The sequence below is a fragment of the Chryseobacterium nakagawai genome (genome assembly GCF_900637665.1).
GTDB lineage: Bacteria > Bacteroidota > Bacteroidia > Flavobacteriales > Weeksellaceae > Chryseobacterium > Chryseobacterium nakagawai.
In genome coordinates this window covers 3,063,509-3,082,779 of the sequence record NZ_LR134386.1, presented here as the reverse complement: position 1 = coordinate 3,082,779, position 19,271 = coordinate 3,063,509, and the positions used below count along the sequence as shown (strand labels likewise).

The 19,271-nt window shown below is 36.9% G+C and carries 12 protein-coding genes; 1 reads left to right on the top strand and 11 read right to left on the bottom strand.

Annotated elements, in window-relative coordinates; genetic code table 11:
• Positions 1–59 precede the first annotated feature (59 nt).
• The 11 genes from EL260_RS13890 to EL260_RS13840 all read right to left on the bottom strand — a co-directional run bounded on the left by EL260_RS13890 (position 60) and on the right by EL260_RS13840 (position 17,678).
• Entirely contained in the window at positions 60–377 is a 318-nt protein-coding gene (locus EL260_RS13890; protein WP_123855919.1) for a hypothetical protein, read from the bottom strand.
• 32 nt (positions 378–409) lie between these two features.
• Entirely contained in the window at positions 410–1,066 is a 657-nt protein-coding gene (locus EL260_RS13885; RefSeq protein WP_123855918.1) for a hypothetical protein, read from the bottom strand.
• Positions 1,044–4,706, bottom strand: coding sequence for a DUF6443 domain-containing protein (locus EL260_RS13880; protein WP_228445459.1), 3,663 nt, complete (start codon positions 4,704–4,706; stop codon positions 1,044–1,046). Before EL260_RS13880 ends, EL260_RS13885 begins: the two co-directional genes overlap by 23 nt.
• 8 nt (positions 4,707–4,714) lie before the next feature.
• Complete coding sequence (locus EL260_RS13875; protein ID WP_123855917.1) at positions 4,715–7,519, bottom strand: hypothetical protein; 2,805 nt, start codon at positions 7,517–7,519, stop codon at positions 4,715–4,717.
• 13 nt (positions 7,520–7,532) lie between these two features.
• Positions 7,533–9,164, bottom strand: coding sequence for a T9SS type A sorting domain-containing protein (locus EL260_RS13870; RefSeq protein ID WP_123855916.1), 1,632 nt, complete (start codon positions 9,162–9,164; stop codon positions 7,533–7,535).
• 491 nt (positions 9,165–9,655) lie between these two features.
• A complete protein-coding gene (locus tag EL260_RS13865; RefSeq protein WP_123855915.1) occupies positions 9,656–11,812 on the bottom strand; it encodes a zinc-dependent metalloprotease in 2,157 nt (718 codons plus the stop codon).
• 212 nt (positions 11,813–12,024) lie between these two features.
• On the bottom strand, positions 12,025–13,290 hold the full coding sequence (locus EL260_RS13860) for an NAD(P)/FAD-dependent oxidoreductase (protein ID WP_123855914.1): 1,266 nt from the start codon (positions 13,288–13,290) through the stop codon (positions 12,025–12,027).
• A 14-nt stretch (positions 13,291–13,304) separates the two neighbouring features.
• Positions 13,305–14,303: a 4-hydroxyproline epimerase gene (locus EL260_RS13855; RefSeq protein WP_123855913.1), complete on the bottom strand. Its 999-nt coding sequence runs from the start codon at positions 14,301–14,303 to the stop codon at positions 13,305–13,307.
• 5 nt (positions 14,304–14,308) lie between these two features.
• Positions 14,309–15,784 (bottom strand): aldehyde dehydrogenase (NADP(+)), encoded by a 1,476-nt coding sequence (locus tag EL260_RS13850; protein ID WP_123855912.1) that lies wholly within the window; start codon positions 15,782–15,784, stop codon positions 14,309–14,311.
• A gap of 15 nt (positions 15,785–15,799) precedes the next feature.
• Positions 15,800–16,705 (bottom strand): dihydrodipicolinate synthase family protein, encoded by a 906-nt coding sequence (locus EL260_RS13845; RefSeq protein ID WP_123855911.1) that lies wholly within the window; start codon positions 16,703–16,705, stop codon positions 15,800–15,802.
• 88 nt (positions 16,706–16,793) lie between these two features.
• Positions 16,794–17,678, bottom strand: coding sequence for an AraC family transcriptional regulator (locus tag EL260_RS13840; protein WP_123855910.1), 885 nt, complete (start codon positions 17,676–17,678; stop codon positions 16,794–16,796).
• Positions 17,679–17,865: 187 nt separating this feature from the next.
• Between EL260_RS13840 and EL260_RS13835 the strand changes: the two genes are divergently transcribed.
• Positions 17,866–19,260 carry an aminopeptidase P family protein gene (locus EL260_RS13835; RefSeq protein ID WP_123855909.1) on the top strand — a complete coding sequence of 465 codons (1,395 nt, stop codon included), beginning with the start codon at positions 17,866–17,868 and terminating at the stop codon, positions 19,258–19,260.
• The last annotated feature ends 11 nt before the right edge of the window (positions 19,261–19,271 follow it).

Sequence of the window (19,271 nt, the reverse complement as noted above, 5' to 3'; positions counted from 1 at the left end):
ACTCTTTTTATCTGATGTTAATTTGTTTTTATCAGAAATATATTGTTGTATATCACTACCTAGAATTTCTCATCACCTTTATGAAAGCCCCCATCACCTGTCATTTTATATCCTGTATCTGAGCCTGAATCAGGAATTAAATCACCGTTTTCATTAAAAACATAACGTTGACTTATTAAACCATGTGAATTTATATAAATATTATCGGCTTGATTGTTTCCTAAATATAAAGAGAATTTAGAAAAAGCATCCATAAGGCTAGTTGCATCTATTACATGCCACCCATTTTGTTTAAAATAACTATTTACAAAATTACCAATACCTTTTTCTTCTCCTCTTAAAAAATTAACAATAATGCTTGTTAATAAAAATACCACACGAAAGGATTCGTGTGGTAGCTTGGAAAATATTATTTAATAATTTTTTGGAAAAAACCTCTAAGATCAATTTCAGCAACAATAGGATCACATTTCTTATTAGAATCACTTTTAGATATTTTAGAAATATTACTCAAAATATCGTCTATGTTCTCATAGATCATATTTCCCTTTATATTAAATTCAACTGTATTACATTTATTTTTATTATCCTGTATTTTAACACCTGAAGTGTATACATTTTTATCATATGGTAAAGGCATATAATAATATTTCATAAGATACTCATAATTAAAATCGTTATCGACAATAATCATCGATGGTTGAAACATATATTGATTGTGAAAATTTGTATGTAAAGTTATATTATAATCAGATTTCTTTTTATATTCAATACTTTGCTTAAATATAGCAAGAATTCCTTTATTATATTTTTTAGAAAAAAATATCAAGTTTACTAAATCTACATTTTTGTGTCTTTTATCAAAAATATATCTTTCTTTATCTAAAATATAGAATACATCAAAATCTTTATTTTCAATTATTTTTACAAAGTTTGATTTTTGTGATTTTAAATTAATTGTCAACTTTTCCCCATCTATATCTGCCATTTGTAATTGAGAAAACAGATTGATTGAAAAACCTAAAGCTAACAATAGTATTATTTTATTTAATTGTTTTGACTCCATATTTGGTCATTATTATGTTAAAATTTTCTTGAACAGTGGCACCATCTCTATATTGTACCCATCCTTTTATATAATTTTTGTTAGAAGTTTGATTAAAACCAGTAAAATCTTGGAACCTTATTTTTCCGCCTATAGGCCACAAACTTGAATAATCTCTATTTACAAAAATATCTCTGGACTTTACAAGTGATGATATTCCATTACCAAAAAGGTCATCATATTGAGCAGATTTACATGAACCCATAATCAAATTTTTATCTTTTTTTACATAATTAGCCACATCAATAAAACTATCTATGCTTTTTAATGTAACAGAAGATAATTTACTTTTATCCGTAATATATTGCTGTAAATGACTCCCTAAAATCTGATCCTTAGTTGTATAAAATCCGGTATCTCCTGCTACTTTATATCCATTTCTACCACTAATACTTAGGTCAGAAATCAATTGTCCGTTTCCATCGTAAACATATCGCTCACTTATTAATCCATGTGTGTTTATAAAGATGTTATTAGCCATACTATCCCCTAAATACGAAGATAATTTAGCTAAAGCATCTATAAGGCTAGTAGCATCAATTACATGCCATCCATATTGTTCAAAATCACTATTTACAAAATTACCAAGACCTTCTTTATCATTTCTTATAAAATTAAGAATAATATTTACCGCTTTATTTTCTGTAGCAAAGCCTCCTCCATCATTATTCGCAAAATACATCCCATGGGCTCCCCCCATTCCGTTATAACCGGATAAAGAAGAATTTGGATCGTAATCTCCATTAAAAGCGGAATGTTCTCCATAGGTACCTCTAGGAGTATTCCCATCCGGGTCTATAAAATTAACAGGGTTATTAAATGCGTAATTATAAGGCGAGTGTCTTCTCATCTTCTCTGCATAAGCATCTATAACACCCCATCTTCCCAGATCAGGCATATACATCCTGGCTCCATAATCATACATTCCGGTTTCCTGGATCTCTTTACCATTATATTTATAAGCATTATAGCTTCCTAAACTAGACAAAAAAGAGTTTCCGATATGGTTTAACCCAAAAGGATAATAGTTGTTGGTGTCTGTAACTTCAAGAACGCCTACGCTATCTTTGGTAAAGCTTACCCTGGTATTTCCAAGGTGGTCTTTGTACTGGTAAATATAGCGGTTTTCAGCGAAACTGTAGAACCCTTCTGCGGTCACTACAAAATCAAGTTTCCATTCAGGAATACCCACAATAGGACCGTTAATATTTTTATACGCCTGTGCTTCATAGGCTACTTCCATTCTGCAGGTTATACAGCTTCCACCTTCCTGGTACTGGTATTGAAAACCATCCAGATAATCCGTTATGTGAGTAATATCTAGGGCTCCTTTTCCTTCCCGTTTAGAATGCTTTGTTTTTCTCAGTTTTGTTCCGTCGGCACGATACAGGGTATTGATATTGGCATTAGCCATTACCCCAAGAGAATTTTCCGTTACAGAAAGCTGGTTAGGCAGATCCAGGAAGTTATACCCAATGGATTGTATTCCTTTATCCAACATATCTTTCATATTCCCATTCTGATCGTAAGTGACAAGGTTATTACCCCCTTCATATCCGGTTTCATTCAACGCATTTTCTATTACTCTGTTTAAACGGTTTCCGGAGTATTCGTATACAAGGTCATCTACTTGAGTAGCCGTATTCCCCATGACCGGAAAGGCATTTCTTTTCAAGGTAGCAATATTTCCGTTCAGATCATAGGTCAGGTGTTCATTATAATAATTATTAAATGGCGTGGTCGTATTAGGTTCTGTATAGACCGCATCTTTCAAACGGCTTAAGCCATCATAGGAATAGGTGTATCTTTTCAGTACATCCTCAGAAGCGTTTTTCCAGTCTACTTCTGTGATGGTCCCATTGTATTTTCCGCCTGCAATATTGGAGTATACCGGATTGTTGTACCTGATCTCATACCCGAACAATTTCCCGTTAAGGTTAGCAGGGTCATTGATCTTAGTGAGCCAGCCTCTGATATTATAGGAATAATCCATCACCTGAAGTGGCTGAGCAATATCTGTTCCCCCTACTTTCTTGGTTTTCACCTGGGAAAGTTCATTATATTCATTCTGAGCCAGGATTTCCTCCGGGTTGTTATCAATTTGATGCTTATGCACCAGCAGCCTATACTGATTATCGTAGGTAAAGGTCTGGGTAATTACTTTTTCAGTATCGGTAGTCAGCCTTTTATGGTACACTTTGGTCTGTTTGGCAGTTCCTGCAAAATCCAACTCGGTCTCGGTACGGGTATAGCCCCCCAAATGATTGATGGATTGTGAGCCAATAAGTCTTCCATTGGTATCATACCAGGTATAGCCTTTTGTCCAGTTATCATCTTCTATATTTTTAACAAAGGAAGCTACCGGAAGGTTTTGTGTTGTTCTCAGGCTGCTTCCCTGGCCGGGCTGGTTCAATACCTTCTGATTGATGATCTGTGAAGGTATTGCCGGAGATTCTGCTGGATAAGTATCATAATAATTGACACTTAGCAGCTTAAAGTTAGCAGTAGGATAGGCATTGTTGTTGGTGTAAAAAACATCTATTCCTGAATTATTCCAACTTGAAGTACTTCTTATTTCATAATTTGTTCCATGTGCATCTATTGCAGCTGCTTGTTGAATCCTTCCAGGTGGGCTGTTCAGGATTCCAGTGTAAATAGGTCTTGAAAACTGGTCATACTTTGTAAACAGCCATTTATCTTGCGACCTTAAATTGGCATCCTGGGTCAAAATCACTCTGCCTGCCTTATCATACACCATATATTCCCAACCTTTTCCGGGAACTTTTTTCTCTACCAGCCTGTTCCAGCCATCATAACGGTACTGATAGCAAAGGTCGTTAAGCAGGGCATCGTTTAAAGGTTTCTGAACCGCATTGGGAGGAATCACAAATGCCAGCTGATCGTATTCATTATATATATAATAAGTGTCTGCCTGACCTGTAGAACCTATCATTTTTCTGATAAGCAAGGTCTGACCTTTTCCATTTTTGAACTCTAAAGTTGGATTTCCATCTTCATCTGTCACCGTATTTTTATACAGGGTACCCGGAGCATAGACCACAGCCGGGGATAAACTTACTCCAATTTTAGTGGCTCCGTGCTCCCATGTGGTAGTGGTAACATACTGATATACTTCGTTACTTCCATTGGTTTCATAGTCAAACTTTACAGGTTTACTGCTCCAGTCATTTCCTATCTGGATCTGCTGTAACAATTTGTTAATCGGTGAGTTTTCCAGGATACTTTCCGAATAGATTTTCTCTGCACCATATACGGCAGAGGCATTAGAAAGCGGAGATGTATAGATCGCTCCTTCCTGAGTACCCTGCTGGGGAATGGGAAGGTAGTTTTTCACCTGTCTTCCAAAGCTATCATATTCTATATGAGAGACAATGTCTTTACCGGAGGGAGAGCCTTTGATGGCAATGCCCTGCACCACTTTCCCCCAATTGTCAAAATACTGAACGCTTTCTGATTTTTTGGTACAGTCGTCATTCAGACAGGTACTGTTATAAATATAGTTTTCGGTATTGGTAAGCCCTGTCTGTGCTGAAAACAGTGATACAAACAATATTCCGAATGTGTTGAGAATCTTTTTCATAGTTGTGGTTATTGTTTATAGTTATACTGATATTCACTTACTTTTTTAGGTACTTCGACTCCATTAGCATCCAGATCTATCCTTTTGGTCGTTTTAAGCCTGCCCGCGCTGTCGTATTCGTATACTTCTTTCATTCCTGATGGAGAAGTCATACTGGTAAGACCAATAGGCGGATCATAGGTATAGGTCGTAACAGGATATTTGGCTACAGCAGGGTTTTTCCTGAAAACCTCCAATGCCTGAACCAGGAGATACTCTGAATTGGTAGTGGCATGATCTGCATTGGAGGTCCTAATGATATCAGCAGTGTACGGAGATACTTCTGCCAAGGTAGCGCCTTCTATTTTGGCAATAACCAGGGATTTGTTGTATCCGTAGATCAAGGTAACAGGAAGTCCCGTGATCCCTCTATACTGAACAAGATTGCCTATGTTGTTGTAGATTTCCATTTTCATATCTTCCCGGCTCTCCCCCAAGCTATTAACAGAAACCACTGAAGTAGGCAGTAAAGAAGGTGCTGCAAATTTTGTAATGGCTTTGGCAACAGGTTTTCCGTTTTTCTTTTCTTCCACTATAACGGGACTGTTTACCATATAGGCCGCTTCCAGATGGCTGTATTCCGGAAGATTTACAGGATAAGTCATCAATTTTTCCATGACATCACCATCTGCTTCAGATTTAGAATACACCGGTTTGAAACTGATTCCTTCAAATTGAGTTTCGGAAGAGGTTTCCATCTTTTTACCACCAGGATAATAAACAGTACTCTTATTCATTGTTTTTTTAACATAAGCCGGTTTAGAAAATATTTTTCCACTACCTGCATTTAATGCATATTCATCGGTTGAATAATAATCCAGATCATAAGTATTTTCTTCAGAAGCTAAAAGGGTATTCTGTTCATTATAAATTTCCTTTTTAAAAGGCAGTCCTTGTTTGGTGATCCTGTAATAAGGCCAGAAATAAATAGGATAAAGCTGATCCCCTCCACTTTGATATTTAGGAAAATCATTCGCAGTTAAAAACCTGTTTTTGATATACCCTTTCCCTGTTTCAAAAACTTTTACATTGTTGTAGATGATATAAGATGAGCTGGCATTAGACTTATCTCCTTCACTATAGAACTCATAGCCACTGGTACTGTTGGGAAGGTCAAAGGATTCATACTCATAGTTTATGGTGCGTTCAGGAGCAGTATCTGTACTATTTTTATAAAATTTAATGTTTTTGATTCTCCTTCCGGTAGCTTGGGCCGCATTTCTATAAGGTCCAGGCTTAAAGGCTCTGTCTATTATACCAAAATTCCCCGATCCCTTTGTTCCTGTCACCGGAATAATTTCCAGTGTATAATTTCCAGGATAATTGGTAAATTCATATTGTTTCCCAACGAACTCTTTAGTAGAGACTTTTATTGATCTTATTTCTACATTATCACGCTTTAATTTAAAGGTAAGGCCATGCTCTACTGGAATTGGAATAGAGGGAAAATTAGGATCGCCAGGAATTCCTGGTCCTTCTTCACGTGGAGGACGAGTATATTTGGAAACCTGCAGAAAAAGCTTATAGTTTCTTTCTTTTGCAGCATCTCCCGGAATGGTAAAACTATAGACCAGATTCTGCTCAGAATCTAAGGGAGTAGTAAATCTTGAATATTCATATTGAAAATCTGGATTATAATCATATCGATCCAAATAGTCAAGATAAGCTGGATCATTAAAATTAAAAAACTTCTCATTATTTTCATAGACATATTCTGTAGTACCACCCGTAGGAGAAATAATTTTACTTAAATTCCCTCCAGCGTTATAAACAAAAGCGGTCTGTTCAATTTTCTGTCCGTTTTTATCATTTTTCCTTACATAATTCAGCATTCTTTTTCTGTCAGCCACTTTATCAGGCTTGTCAGCAATACTGTAATTGAATTCATAAGAATAAACGGTTTCACCGGCAAGATTTTTCACCGTTATTCCCTGTAAGCTATAAGGATCATTAACCGTTGTTTTCAGAGCTTCATCATATGTATAATTCAATTCAACAACTCCATTAAGAGTAGAGATTGTTTTTAGCTTGCTAGATTTAATGTTGTTAAATTCATCATACTTGCTATCGTATGTCATAGAAGCTACTTCTCTACCCAAAGGACTCATAATCCTGGTCAGAAAATAGGCAGGCTTATAGGAAAACGGCAAATCACCCGCATAACTTCTGCATTTATAGTATCCTTTATCAAATTCATTAAAGAAATACTTATACCCATTGTCTGTAGTAATGGTAAAACCATCTGCTTTAAAGGTAGAAAGATTGGTGTTGTCTCTTGTATATTCTATTTTTAAATGGTCCGGAGTAAGGTTGATGAGGGAGAAAGTATTGTTGGCTACATCTCTTTTTATTCTGAATTTCCCGGAACCTCCCGGAAAGTTGTAATAATAGAGGTCATCAAACTCATTATTAACATGACCTTCCAAATCAGGTCTGTCAAAACATTCATCCAGTTTATCAATAATTTTTTTATAAATCACTCCAGTTCCGAAAAAGGACCATCCTGATGCCACATCACTCACTATTTGATTATCCGAATGATAACTTAAACTTAATGGATATTGAATTCCTTTATCCACCAAAGGAACATTCAAAAGAGGAAGACCAATTTCCGGAAGCCCACTGGCTAACGAAACCGGCATATCAGAATACTTGGCCATAGAAGCCATGGCGGGAGAAGCAATAGGCCTGTTTCCACCATCATTCCCTATTCCGATTTGTGAGTAATGCATACTGGCAGCTAGTAATGCCAGTGTTACCATATATTTCTTCATGATTAATGTTTTTTTACTTTTTAATCAGCTTTGCATTCGCTGTTTTATTATTATCAGTTTTTATAGTTACCAAATAAGCGCCTTGTATCAAAGCCTGGGTATTGATCTTAGTCACTCTGTTCTTGGTTTTGAAATTCTGAAGCTGTCTTCCACTCATATCATACAGCATAATATCTGCTTCTTTAAAATCAAATCCGATTTCTATATAGGTATAATCGGATACAGGGTTCGGGTAGATCTTCATTTCATATTTGGCAATCAGATCACTTACCTGCTTGTCGCCAAGCTTCACGATCTTCCAGTTTTCTTTCCCTAATTCTTTGGCACTGGTTCCCGCTAACACAATAGAACCATCTCTATTCAGCTTTAAATCTGAAAGTCTTTCCTCTTTTTGTCGGGAATGCCCTGTTATATGTTTTCTCCACTGTTCATTTCCATTTCCATCCAGGTACAGCATCCAGAAGGTCTCATCATCTTTTTCTATTCTTCCCTCGGCCTGGGTATAGCCCCCTAATAAGATTCCTTTAGTGATGTCTTGATTCTTGGCTCTTGCCTCCTGACTCTGGATCACACTCATTCCCATCAGAATATCACGGTTTTTGAAATTGTAGGACTTTTGCCACTGCTCCTCGCCTCTTTCATTAAGGGCAATCAGCCAAAGGTCTGTTCCTTCTTGGGTGCCTACTGTTTTGTTTCCTGATCGTTCGGATCTTGATTCACCGCCAATAACATAACCGTTTGATGTTAAGGCCAAGGTTCTCACATGGTCGTCTCCCTTACCTCCAAAGTTCTTTTCCCACTCTACTTTTCCATTTTTATCCAGTTTGACAATCCAGTAATCCCCTTCACCGAAGTTGCTGCTGGCTTTTGGCATCTGGCTTATGGCTGTTGAACTCACTAATCTTTCATCGGAAGATTTTACTTCAGTATTTCTTATCCCAGAATCCTTAACCTCGGAACTTCTTGAATAAATACCCAATAATGCTCCGCCGTCTTTGGTGGGAATCATTTTTTCCACTTCGTCTAAACCTTTTCCACCTAATATCAATTGGGAGAGTTCTTTACCGTCTTTGTCGAGTCTGGTTATCCAAACATCTTTTGAACCATAGCCCTTTGATGAGTTTTGAACATTTCCGGCGACAAAAAAGCCCAAGTCTGTCGTTTGAATAACAGATTTGGCTTCCTCATCAGAAGAAGTTCCCAATGTTTTCTGCCATAATTCATCACCGAATTCATTGATCCGGATGAGCCAGATATCGGAACCACCTTTGGAATCATCTTTCTTATCGAGTCCTTTTCCTGAATACGAAGTTCCGGCTAAGAGAAATCCACCATCCTGAATGCTTACTGTTGCGGATAAATAGTCATGATTTTGCCCTGAAAAATACTTTTCCCAGGCCTGCTCTCCCTGTTGGTTCAGCTTCACCAGATGGAAATCATAGCCGTTGTTCTGTTTATTGCCTTGTTGGAGTTTGTCGCTCTGTATAGAGCTTCCTGTAATAAGATACTGCTGATCAATGGTCGTAGTCACCTGACTTAGGAAATCCTGGGTAGTGGATTGAATGTCTTTCTGCCAGAGTACTTCCTGAGCAGACATACCCAGAACCGTGCATACAGTACATGCACCGAGATAAATTTTTTTCATTCCCGTGTTGTTTTTGAGTTTAATGATTAGGTTTTTTAAATTCGAACAAATTTAACTTTTTTTTGTTAATACAAATCATATCTATGTGATTTAACACTAAATATTTGTAATGAATTACCGAATTTCATTACATTTTAATGATCCTACATGATTTTACAAATCTACTACAGTACTGCGACAGAAGCTGTCGTAAAATATAAAGAGTACACTTAAATAATATTATTTATAGCTAAGATTTTAACGATTTCTAGCGTAGAGTAATATTCATCATAACATAAAAGATGGACTTAAAAAATTAAGCCCATCATCTATTCAACAAGTGAATAACTAATATATCAATACTAAATTATTTTATTAATTGCATCTGTTTAAAAAGCTTTAAGCCAGTTTGTAACCGCTGTGAAGTAGTAATCAGGAGGCTGGTGGCCAAGAAGGGTTCCATTTCCAGAATACTGCACACCTTTAATATTGTATTGATATAGCGTTTGATCCTATTTTTTAATGAATTTTTGGGAAGATTTTCCTAAAGAAGTTTCAATATCAATTAGATAAGTTCCGCCTAAGAAGTGTTTAACATCAACCTTATCCCCAATAACTTTAGCATTCATTTTTCTTCCAGACATGTCGTAAACAGAAATTGATTTAATTTTCCCATTTGTTTTAATATTCAATACATCAGAAACTGGATTCGGATAAATGGAAGTTTCTGAGTTTGTTGTATCAACGTCTGAAGTGGATAATGATGATAATGGTAATGCACAAGGCGTTGTAATACTGCCATTTGGTTGTGTATTATAGGCAAAGTCAGTTACAGAATAACCAGAACCATTGGCTCCAACATTCAGTTTGAAATAGCCGTTAATATTGTAGCCTTCGAATTGGTTTCTAAAACCAACATAAGCTGTTTGGCCAGACCAGGTAGTGTATGTAGGGGTATATACGTCAAGTTGTCCAGGAGTACCCGTTGGATAACCTATATTATTTGCATTACTTATAGTGGTGCAAGACGGAATTAAACTAATATTTCTTGTCCCTACCCCACATACTAATCCTTTCCAATAGGTTTCCAATTTTAATTGATTGGCTCCATAGTACCAAGCACCATACCCTGCATCATCACTAAGCTCTGGGTTAATGATAAAATATTTCCAGGGTGCTCCGGAGTTGGTTGTTACTGTTGTTGGTGTTGGATTGGCATAACTTTCCAGAGGAGTTCCTGTAACTATTTTATAAGGATCTTTGTAAGAAAAAGTTAATGCCAAAGATGTTGTTGATCCTAATGAAGTTACGCCTCCTGTTATAGCCGGATTTAGGAACGTAATTGATGAATTCAGAACCTGACTTTTAGGATGACTGGTTGCCGCACCATTTATGGTAAGTGTAGCAGTAGTAGGGCTTGTAACGGCTATAGTTGCTGTTTGTCCTGCTGGTAATGAAGAATTGAAATGTGTTCCTGCACTAAGAGTTGTTCCATTCGATACGGCAAATGTTGCTCCGTTTAGCGTAATCGTTGATTTAGGGGCAGATGCTACTGTTCCATCTAATGACACGGCTCCATTATTGTTTAAGTTCTCTGTAAAGGTACTGTTGCTAAGAGTTAACTTAGGTGGCGTATTGGCAACTCCGGTTGCTGCTAAGTTAGCAGGCTGCCATAAATTTATTCTTGACGGGTGATTTAATGCGGCTAACATTCTGTTAACTTGTCCATTGGTAAACATTTTATAACAACCAGCAGAACCGTTGTATCCCATATAGTTTTCAACGTTCACTCTTTGTCCAAGACAATTGTTTCCAGTTGTACATCCTAATCCGGAAGAATTATTTTCTACAGGGGTGTCAGCAACTCCGTCACCATCATTACTAGGGTTCGCCGTTGAACAAAGAACATTGAACGTGTGTTGAAGATTTAGCCAATGCCCGAATTCGTGAGTGAATGTATCAGAAAACTCGTTTGAAGCCACAGTTCCTGCAGCATCATATATATAACGGCCATTATAAACAACTCTTGCTGTATTTACTGAAGACATGTATGAATCCGGATACCAGGCAACTCCTGATTGATATAAATCTTTATCAGCATATAGATCATTTTGTATATACACATTCATATACTTTGTATTATCCCATGCATCTGCTCCAATTTGTGCATCATATCCGCCTCCGTTGCCATATCCACTTTTGAAAGGGTGAAATACCACTCCACTTGTTGCTTTTCCGGTTGGGTCAATTTTAGCTAAGCGGAATTCAATACTTAATGTGCCCCTAATCGGCTGGAAGTAAGGGTCTATAGTGTTTGAATCGGTATTGATTCCATTGAAATTTAAGTTGATTTGTTGCAGCAAGTCAACTACTTTTTGGTAATTTACTTTTACATTACTCTGAGATTCTCCATACACATGAAAAACCACAGGGATGATGTAGGTGGGATTGTTGGCCTTTTTATTCAATGGAGTTTTGTTTGATTCTATTTTTTTTACAAAATCTTTGGTGAATTTTTCAAATTTTTCATATTCAGCCTTAGATTCAGGGTGCCGTTCAAAATGATTTTTCATCATTTCATCTGCTTTACACTCATGAGGTCTATTTTCCTGAGCAAAACCTATTATTGGAAATAGGGAAACAAGTAGTAGTAATTTAAATTTTTTCATGATTTTTTGGATTTGTTTGTTAATAAATTATTTGAATAGTCAATTTTTCCATGCTTTTGTCAACAACTTTACCATCTCCAATGGTTCTGATTCTTTGCTTTCACAGGAATAGCAAAATAAAAACCTGTTAAAAAATGCAATCTTCATAATAGAATGTATTGCAAGAGTTATTGTTTTCATAAATAATAATTTTGTGGGTTATGTGATGTTTTTTAATTAAATCTTTCAGGGTTGAATATCTTTATCTCAACCGTTGGTTTTTGGTCATTGGCAAGTTCTGAAACTGTTTTTCCAAAAATGGGTCCTAAGCTTAGTCCCATCATACCGCCGCCGCCTGCGATGATCAAGTTCTTTAATTGGGAAGATTGTCCCAGATATGGAAGTCCATCCGGAGCACAAGGTCTGTAACCAAACCAGATTTCCGATTCTTTGGGTAATTTAACCTGAAAATCTGGCAAATATTTGGGAATAGATTGTACAATTCCCTCTACCCTCTTCATATTAATTTTATTCTGATGGGAAGCCAGCTCCATGGTTCCCCCAAAACGGATTTGTCCATTCATAGGGGTTACCGCTACTCTTGCTTCCAATAATAAAGCGGCATGCTCCAATTTATGGATTGGGTTCTCTGGAGTATGCATAAAAGAATAACCTTTCCCTGGCATCAATTGAATTTTAATCCCTGCTTTTTGCGCAAGTTCTGGCAAAAATGAACCTCCGGTCATTACAAAACGGTCTGCTGAAAACTTTTTACCATTCGCTATGATCGCATTGATGGTGTTCCCTGCAATTTCATATCCTGTTACTTTATGCCGTGTGTGGAAAATAACACCACTATTTTTAAGATAAGAAATCATTTGTTTCATCAGCTTTACAGGATTCATGTGCCCATCGCATTTGTAATTGATTCCCCCAATGACATCCAGTTGAGCATTGGGTTCCAGTTCCTGAATTCCCTTTTTATCCAGAATATCAACTGTTAATCCTAAACTGGTAGCCTTATGAGCGAGTTCTGTCTCCTCTTCTGCTACTTTTTCTGTTTTATAGAGCATCAGAATTCCGTTTTGGTTCAGTTCAAAATCAAATTCAGGGTTTTGGGCAATTTCATTGTAAAGATTACTGCTTGCTAAATTAAGATCTCTAATGGCTGCTGCTGAGCGGTCTACATGGTTCTGATTGGAATGTTTCAGAAATTTTAAACCCCAGGATAACAATTGAGTACTGAGCGAGGGTTTCACATAAAACGGACTTTTACTGTCAAACATCCATCGAATGCCCTGTGCCACAACTCCGGGAGCTGCCAATGGAGTGAAATGGCTGGGTACGATCATTCCTGCATTGCCGTAAGAACAATTGTTGGTAAGATCATTCTGTTCCAGGATTTCTACCTGCCAGCCTTTTTGTAAAAGATAATACGCTGAACTTAGTCCTGCTATTCCTGCACCGATAATAAGTGCTTTATCTTTATTTTGTGTCATACTTTTTACAAACTTTACATTACCTGAAAGCCCTGCCAATAAGGATCTTCATCATCAATAATAATCTGATTATAGCCGGTAATTCTTGCCCAGCCTTCTACTGAAGGAACAATAGCCGGTTTGCCATCAACGGTAGCGGTGCCTTCAATTCTTCCAATAAATTGGGAACCGATATAGCTTTCATGGATAAACTCTTCCCCTTCTTTTAGCTTTCCTTTAGCATACCATTGAGCCATTCTTGCGGATGTTCCTGTTCCGCAAGGAGAACGGTCTAAGGCATTTTCCCCTACTAATACGGCATTTCGTCCGCTAGCTTTAGGATCTGTAGGATTTCCTGTCCATTGAATATGGCTTAACCCGGAAATATGTTCGTTTTCAGGATGGATGAATTGATATTTTTCATTAAGTAATTTCCTGATGATTTTCCCATAATGAATGAGCTGGCTAGCTGTAAAATCTGAAATATCTCTGAAATTCTCCTGAGGGTCAATAATGGCGTAAAAATTTCCTCCATAAGCGACATCGGCTTTTATATGACCTAGATCGGGACATTCTACTTCAAGGTTTTCAGCATAAAGGAAGGATTTTACATTGGTTAGTTTTACAGATTTTACTTTTTTTCCTTCCTGTATATAATCTATGAGAATAAGTCCGGCTGGGGTTTCCAAACGTAATTTTCCAGGAATTTTAGGAACAACCAACCCTTCTTCTATAGCAATGGTAACCGTTCCGATGGTTCCGTGTCCACACATAGGAAGGCAGCCACTGGTTTCAATATATAATACTCCAATATCATTTTCTTCATCAACGGGAGGATAAAGAATACTTCCACTCATCATATCATGACCGCGAGGTTCAAACATTAACCCTTTTCGAATCCAGTCATATTCTTTCATAAAATGAAGTCTGCGCTCCATCATAGAGTTTCCCTTTAAAATTGGGCCACCTCCTGCAATAAGACGTACAGGACAGCCACAGGTATGAGAGTCTATGCAAAAAAATGTTCTGTTCATATTGTTTATAATTTTAATGATCCTGAATGAATTTCTCCATCCACCATTCTGCTAATTTGTAATGGATTTTCGTTCTTCAGTTCTTCAGGTAAAAATTCATCCGGCCAATTTTGGAAAGAAATAGGGCGAACGAATCGCTTAACTGCATCCGGACCTACTGAAGTAAAACGGGAATCTGTGGTAGACGGGAATGGCCCTCCGTGCTGCATTGCATAAACAACTTCTACTCCTGTTGGCATTCCATTGAATAATAATCTTCCGCATTTATCTTTCAAAAGACTGATCAATGCTGCATTTTCATATACATCATCCTGAGTAGCTGCTACAGTAATAGTTAGCTGGCCTTTTAACTTTTGAGCAATTTGTATGAATTCTTCCTGATTTTCGCAAGTGACAATAATTCCAAAAGGGCCAAACACTTCTTCACTCAATACGGGATTATTGATAAAGTTTTTGGTATTTGTTTTTATAATCACAGCGCTCCCCTTTCCATCTTCTGCTTCAGCCGATGCCATTATTTCAATATCGGGTTGTTGTAATGCAATAGTTTTATGTTTTTCAAAGTTGTCATATATCCCTTTGTGAAGCATATTAGAAGGAATCGTTTCTTTAATTTCATTTTTTATTGCAGCGATAAAACGATCCAACGATGTTCCTTTAAGCGCAATAAATACCCCCGGATTGGTGCAGAATTGCCCTACACCTAAGGTTAATGAGCTGACATATTCTTTAGCTAATGCTTCTGCTTTATTTTCAATCAAGTTTTTAAGTGCAAATACCGGGTTGATACTTCCCATTTCAGCAAATACGGGAATAGGATTTTCACGACGATTGGCGGTATCAAACAGTGCTTTTCCGCCATTGAATGAACCGGTAAATGCTACTGCCTGAATATTCTGATGCTGTGTTAAATAAGTTCCGATTTCATAGGAAGTTCCTGTAATATGGCTGAAGATACCTTCAGGCCAACCAAATTCTTTTACAGTATTTACTATTGCATCAGCCATGATTTGAGAGGTCTTAGGATGTGCCGGATGAGCTTTTACAATCACAGGACATCCTGCTCCTATGGCACTTGCAGTATCACCGCCTGCCGTGGAAAAAGCAAACGGAAAATTGCTGGCTCCAAAGACCACTACAGGCCCTAATCCTATATTATACTTTCTGAGATCTCCTTTCTGTTTCTCAGGCTGGGCAAGATCAATTCTGGGTTCTGTATATATTCCGGAGGCTACCGCTTTTGCATAACTTCGCCATTGGCCTACCGTTCTTGCTTTTTCACCTGTAAGTCTTGCCAGAGGTAGTGAAGTTTCAGAATGAGCAATGGTGAAAAGTTCATCTCCTAACGCTTCAATTTGATCGGCAACAGCATTCATAAATGCTGCCCGTTCTTTTATCGTTGTATTCTTCAGGAATTGATAAGCTTCAGAAGCCATCTGAATGCTCAGATCAATATTTTGTTTTGATGTTTCTTCGGTCATAGCTTTATTCTGATGTTAATTCAATACCGGACGGTTGGTTCTGCCCTCTTCAATAATCTTGTTAACTCTTTCTGCTTCTTCACCCTGAAGTTCAAGACGGGGTGCTCTTACGTATGGATTGCTGATTCCTTCGGCAGTAGCAGCCAGTTTAATATATTGGATCAGCTTAGGATGAATATCCAGTTCTAGCAATGGCATAAACCATCTGTAAATAGCCACTGCTTTATCATATTCTCCTGCTTTGGCGTAGTTGTACATAGCCATTGTCTCGTTGGGAAAAGCATCTACCAACCCTGCAACAAGTCCGTCAGCACCAAGCATTAATGTTTCAAGACAAATAGTATCTACACCACCAAGAATTTTAATTCTTTTTCCAAAACGGTTGATCATTCTGGTTACATTAGCCAGATCTCTGGTAGATTCTTTCACTGCCTGAATGGTTGGATATTCAATAAGCTCATCAAACATTTCTAAGGTTACATAAATTCCGTAATCAACAGGATTGTTATAAATAAGAATAGGAAGATCTGTAGCACTAGCCACTGCTTTGAAATATTCTACCACTTCACGGCTGTCTGCTTTGTAACGCATTGGAGGGAGAAGCATTAATCCATCCGCTCCCAGTTCTTTTGCTTTTTGGGCAAAGCCTACTGCATTTTTGGTTGTATTTTCAGAAAGGTTAAGAATAACGGGAATTCTGCCTTGTGTCATTTTTTTAGCATATTGGAGAAGTTCAAACTTTTCTTCGGTTTCCAAGACACTGGCTTCTCCTAATGTTCCGGCAAGGATAATTCCATGTACTCCGGCTTTAATCTGGGCTTCTGTATTGACTGCAAACATTTCAAAATCAATCTTTCCTTCTTTTGTAAAAGGAGTTAATACAGCAGGATAAATCCCTTCCCAGTTTAGTTTTGTACTCATATCAAATAATATTTATTCAAAACTAAGTGAATTTTAAAACGGTAAATGTTAATATTTTAATGTATTCTAACCGTATTTTAACATGTGCTTATTCGTGGTCTGTAGTAGCCTCTTTATAATGCTTCAGATATTCTTTTGGGGAGTACTTCATGATGGATTTAAATACCCGGTTGAAGTTGGTAAGACTGGTGAATCCGCTGTTAAAAGCAACGGAAGAAATGTTGTACATGCTGCTGGAGGTTAATAATCTACAGGCTCTCTGCACTCGTAATTCATTAAGATATTGAATATAGGTAATTCTGGTACGTTTTTTAAAAGATCTGCAAAATGCCTGTGGAGTCATACAAGCTTCTTTCGCAATCAGATCAAGGGTGAGTTTCTGCTGGGTGAAATTTTTCTTAATATAATTCTGAGCATCTATAATCCGCTGGTCATTATCTGAAATATGATTAGGCAGGTTCTTTTCTGAGGATAAAGGAATATGCAAATGTCTGTTCTGCATCAGATGGTTTAAGATCTTTATAAAATCGATGATCTGTTCTATGCCTTGTGTTTTTTGTAAAGCTGCCATGCTTTCACCCACACTCAATTTTAGCTTTGAAGCAATCTGAAATCCTGTTTTTGAGAGTTCAATGAAATTTTTAAGCTCTCCAAATTCAGGAAGATCAAAAAAAGCGGCTATTTTTTTATCAGGATCAAAGAATATAGAAATGGCATGAACCTTTTGTTTTTCGTTTTCATTAAAAGCTCCCTTAAAAACATGTGACTGGTTGGCTCCCAGGTAGAAAATATCTCCGGATTCAAAGGTAAAAAGGTTTTGTTCTATCGCCAAAGTACCATGCCCTTTAAGAATCCACATGATTTGAGTTTCCGTGTGTCTATGAAAATAGGGATAGAAATTAGGCATAATATCTTCCTGAATACGGATGCTTTTATTGGTGTCGGCAGGAACTGAAAACTGGAGGCTCTTCATATAATCAATATTTTAAAGGGATCAATGATTAGGAATGTTAAAATATTGCCGAATGTAAGCAAAATATGAACATTAAATATCAAATTAAAATCCAAACTTTACATACTTATTATTTTAATGAATAAAGGGTTGTAAATAGTACAAAATCGTAACTTTAACCTTTTAAAATAAAAACTATTCATAATATATGTTTTCATCAAAGACTTATCAAGACAGAAGAGCCGTATTACAGAACAATGTGGCGAGTGGAATTCTATTGTTTCTAGGAAATATAGAAAATCCTGTTAATTTTGAACATAATCCTTATTACTTCCGTCAGGACAGTACTTTTCTGTATTATTTCGGAATTCAGGAACCAAAGATTGCGGCTATTATTGATATTGATGAAAATAAGACCATTGTTTTTGGAGATGAGTTGAGTATTGATGACATCGTATGGATGGGCAGACAAGAAACGTTGAAAGAGAAAAGTCAAAAATCGGGGGTGCGGGAAACTTTACCATATGCAGAACTTTCTCAATATCTTTTAAAAGCACAATCATCAGGCAGAAAAGTACACTACCTTCCACCCTATCAATCTTCCAATAAAATTTTATTGACTGATCTTTTAGGTATTAAAATAGCAGAATTGCAGCCTTCTGTGGAGATGATTAAATCTGTTGTAAAACAACGTTCTATAAAAGAAGCTCAGGAAATTGTACAAATAGAAGAAGCTGTAAATGTATCTAATGAAATGCATTTACTGGCGATGAGAATGGCAAAACCAGGGATTAAAGAATATGAAATAGCCAATGCGATTCAATACCTTGCTGCTAATAAAGAATGCCAGATGTCTTATCCACCGATCGTTACTATAAACGGAGGAATATTACATAATCATTACCGTCTTAATACGTTGAAGGAAGGAGATCTTTTCCTTAATGATTCAGGTGCAGAAACGGCAATGGGATATGCAGGAGACTTGACCAGAACATTTCCGGTAAGCAAAACCTTTAGCACAAAACAAAAAGAGATCTATGAGATTGTGCTGAATTCATTCAATAATGCTCATCATCTTTTGAAGCCTGGAGTTAAATTTAAAGATATTTATCTGAAAGCTTCTGAATATCTGGTAGAAGGACTTGTTGATCTGGGATTGATGAAAGGAAATCCTGAAGAGGCCGTAAAAAACAATGCTCATACTCTGTTTTTCCAATGTGGACTGGGACATATGATGGGATTGGATGTCCATGATATGGAGGATCTTGGAGAACAGTATATTGGATATACCGAAGAAGAGCCAAAAGACACTAAAACATTTGGACTTAAATCTTTACGTTTAGGAAAAGCTTTAGAATCCGGATATGTAGTAACCGTAGAACCTGGTATTTATATGATTCCTGAGCTTATTGATATCTGGCAGGCTGAAAATAAAAATGCAGCATTCATTAATTATGATAAAGTAAATGAATACCGAAACTTCGGCGGAGTACGTGTAGAAGATGATTTCCTGATTACTGATGATGGTTATAAACTTCTAGGAAACGGACTGATTACTACTGTTGATGAAATTGAAAACTACAGAGCAGAACATTTAGCTTAATTCGGATTCAA

What these genes read in the sequence shown, in the direction of transcription:
- EL260_RS13865 (WP_123855915.1), bottom strand. Translation starts at nt 11,812, where the DNA reads ATGAAAAAATTTAAATTACTACTACTTGTTTCCCTATTTCCAATAATA.
- EL260_RS13835 (WP_123855909.1), top strand. Translation starts at nt 17,866, where the DNA reads ATGTTTTCATCAAAGACTTATCAAGACAGAAGAGCCGTATTACAGAAC.
- EL260_RS13845 (WP_123855911.1), bottom strand. Translation starts at nt 16,705, where the DNA reads ATGAGTACAAAACTAAACTGGGAAGGGATTTATCCTGCTGTATTAACT.
- EL260_RS13840 (WP_123855910.1), bottom strand. Translation starts at nt 17,678, where the DNA reads ATGAAGAGCCTCCAGTTTTCAGTTCCTGCCGACACCAATAAAAGCATC.
- EL260_RS13875 (WP_123855917.1), bottom strand. Translation starts at nt 7,519, where the DNA reads ATGAAGAAATATATGGTAACACTGGCATTACTAGCTGCCAGTATGCAT.
- EL260_RS13860 (WP_123855914.1), bottom strand. Translation starts at nt 13,290, where the DNA reads ATGACACAAAATAAAGATAAAGCACTTATTATCGGTGCAGGAATAGCA.
- EL260_RS13855 (WP_123855913.1), bottom strand. Translation starts at nt 14,303, where the DNA reads ATGAACAGAACATTTTTTTGCATAGACTCTCATACCTGTGGCTGTCCT.
- EL260_RS13870 (WP_123855916.1), bottom strand. Translation starts at nt 9,164, where the DNA reads ATGAAAAAAATTTATCTCGGTGCATGTACTGTATGCACGGTTCTGGGT.
- EL260_RS13880 (WP_228445459.1), bottom strand. Translation starts at nt 4,706, where the DNA reads ATGAAAAAGATTCTCAACACATTCGGAATATTGTTTGTATCACTGTTT.
- EL260_RS13850 (WP_123855912.1), bottom strand. Translation starts at nt 15,784, where the DNA reads ATGACCGAAGAAACATCAAAACAAAATATTGATCTGAGCATTCAGATG.
- EL260_RS13885 (WP_123855918.1), bottom strand. Translation starts at nt 1,066, where the DNA reads ATGGAGTCAAAACAATTAAATAAAATAATACTATTGTTAGCTTTAGGT.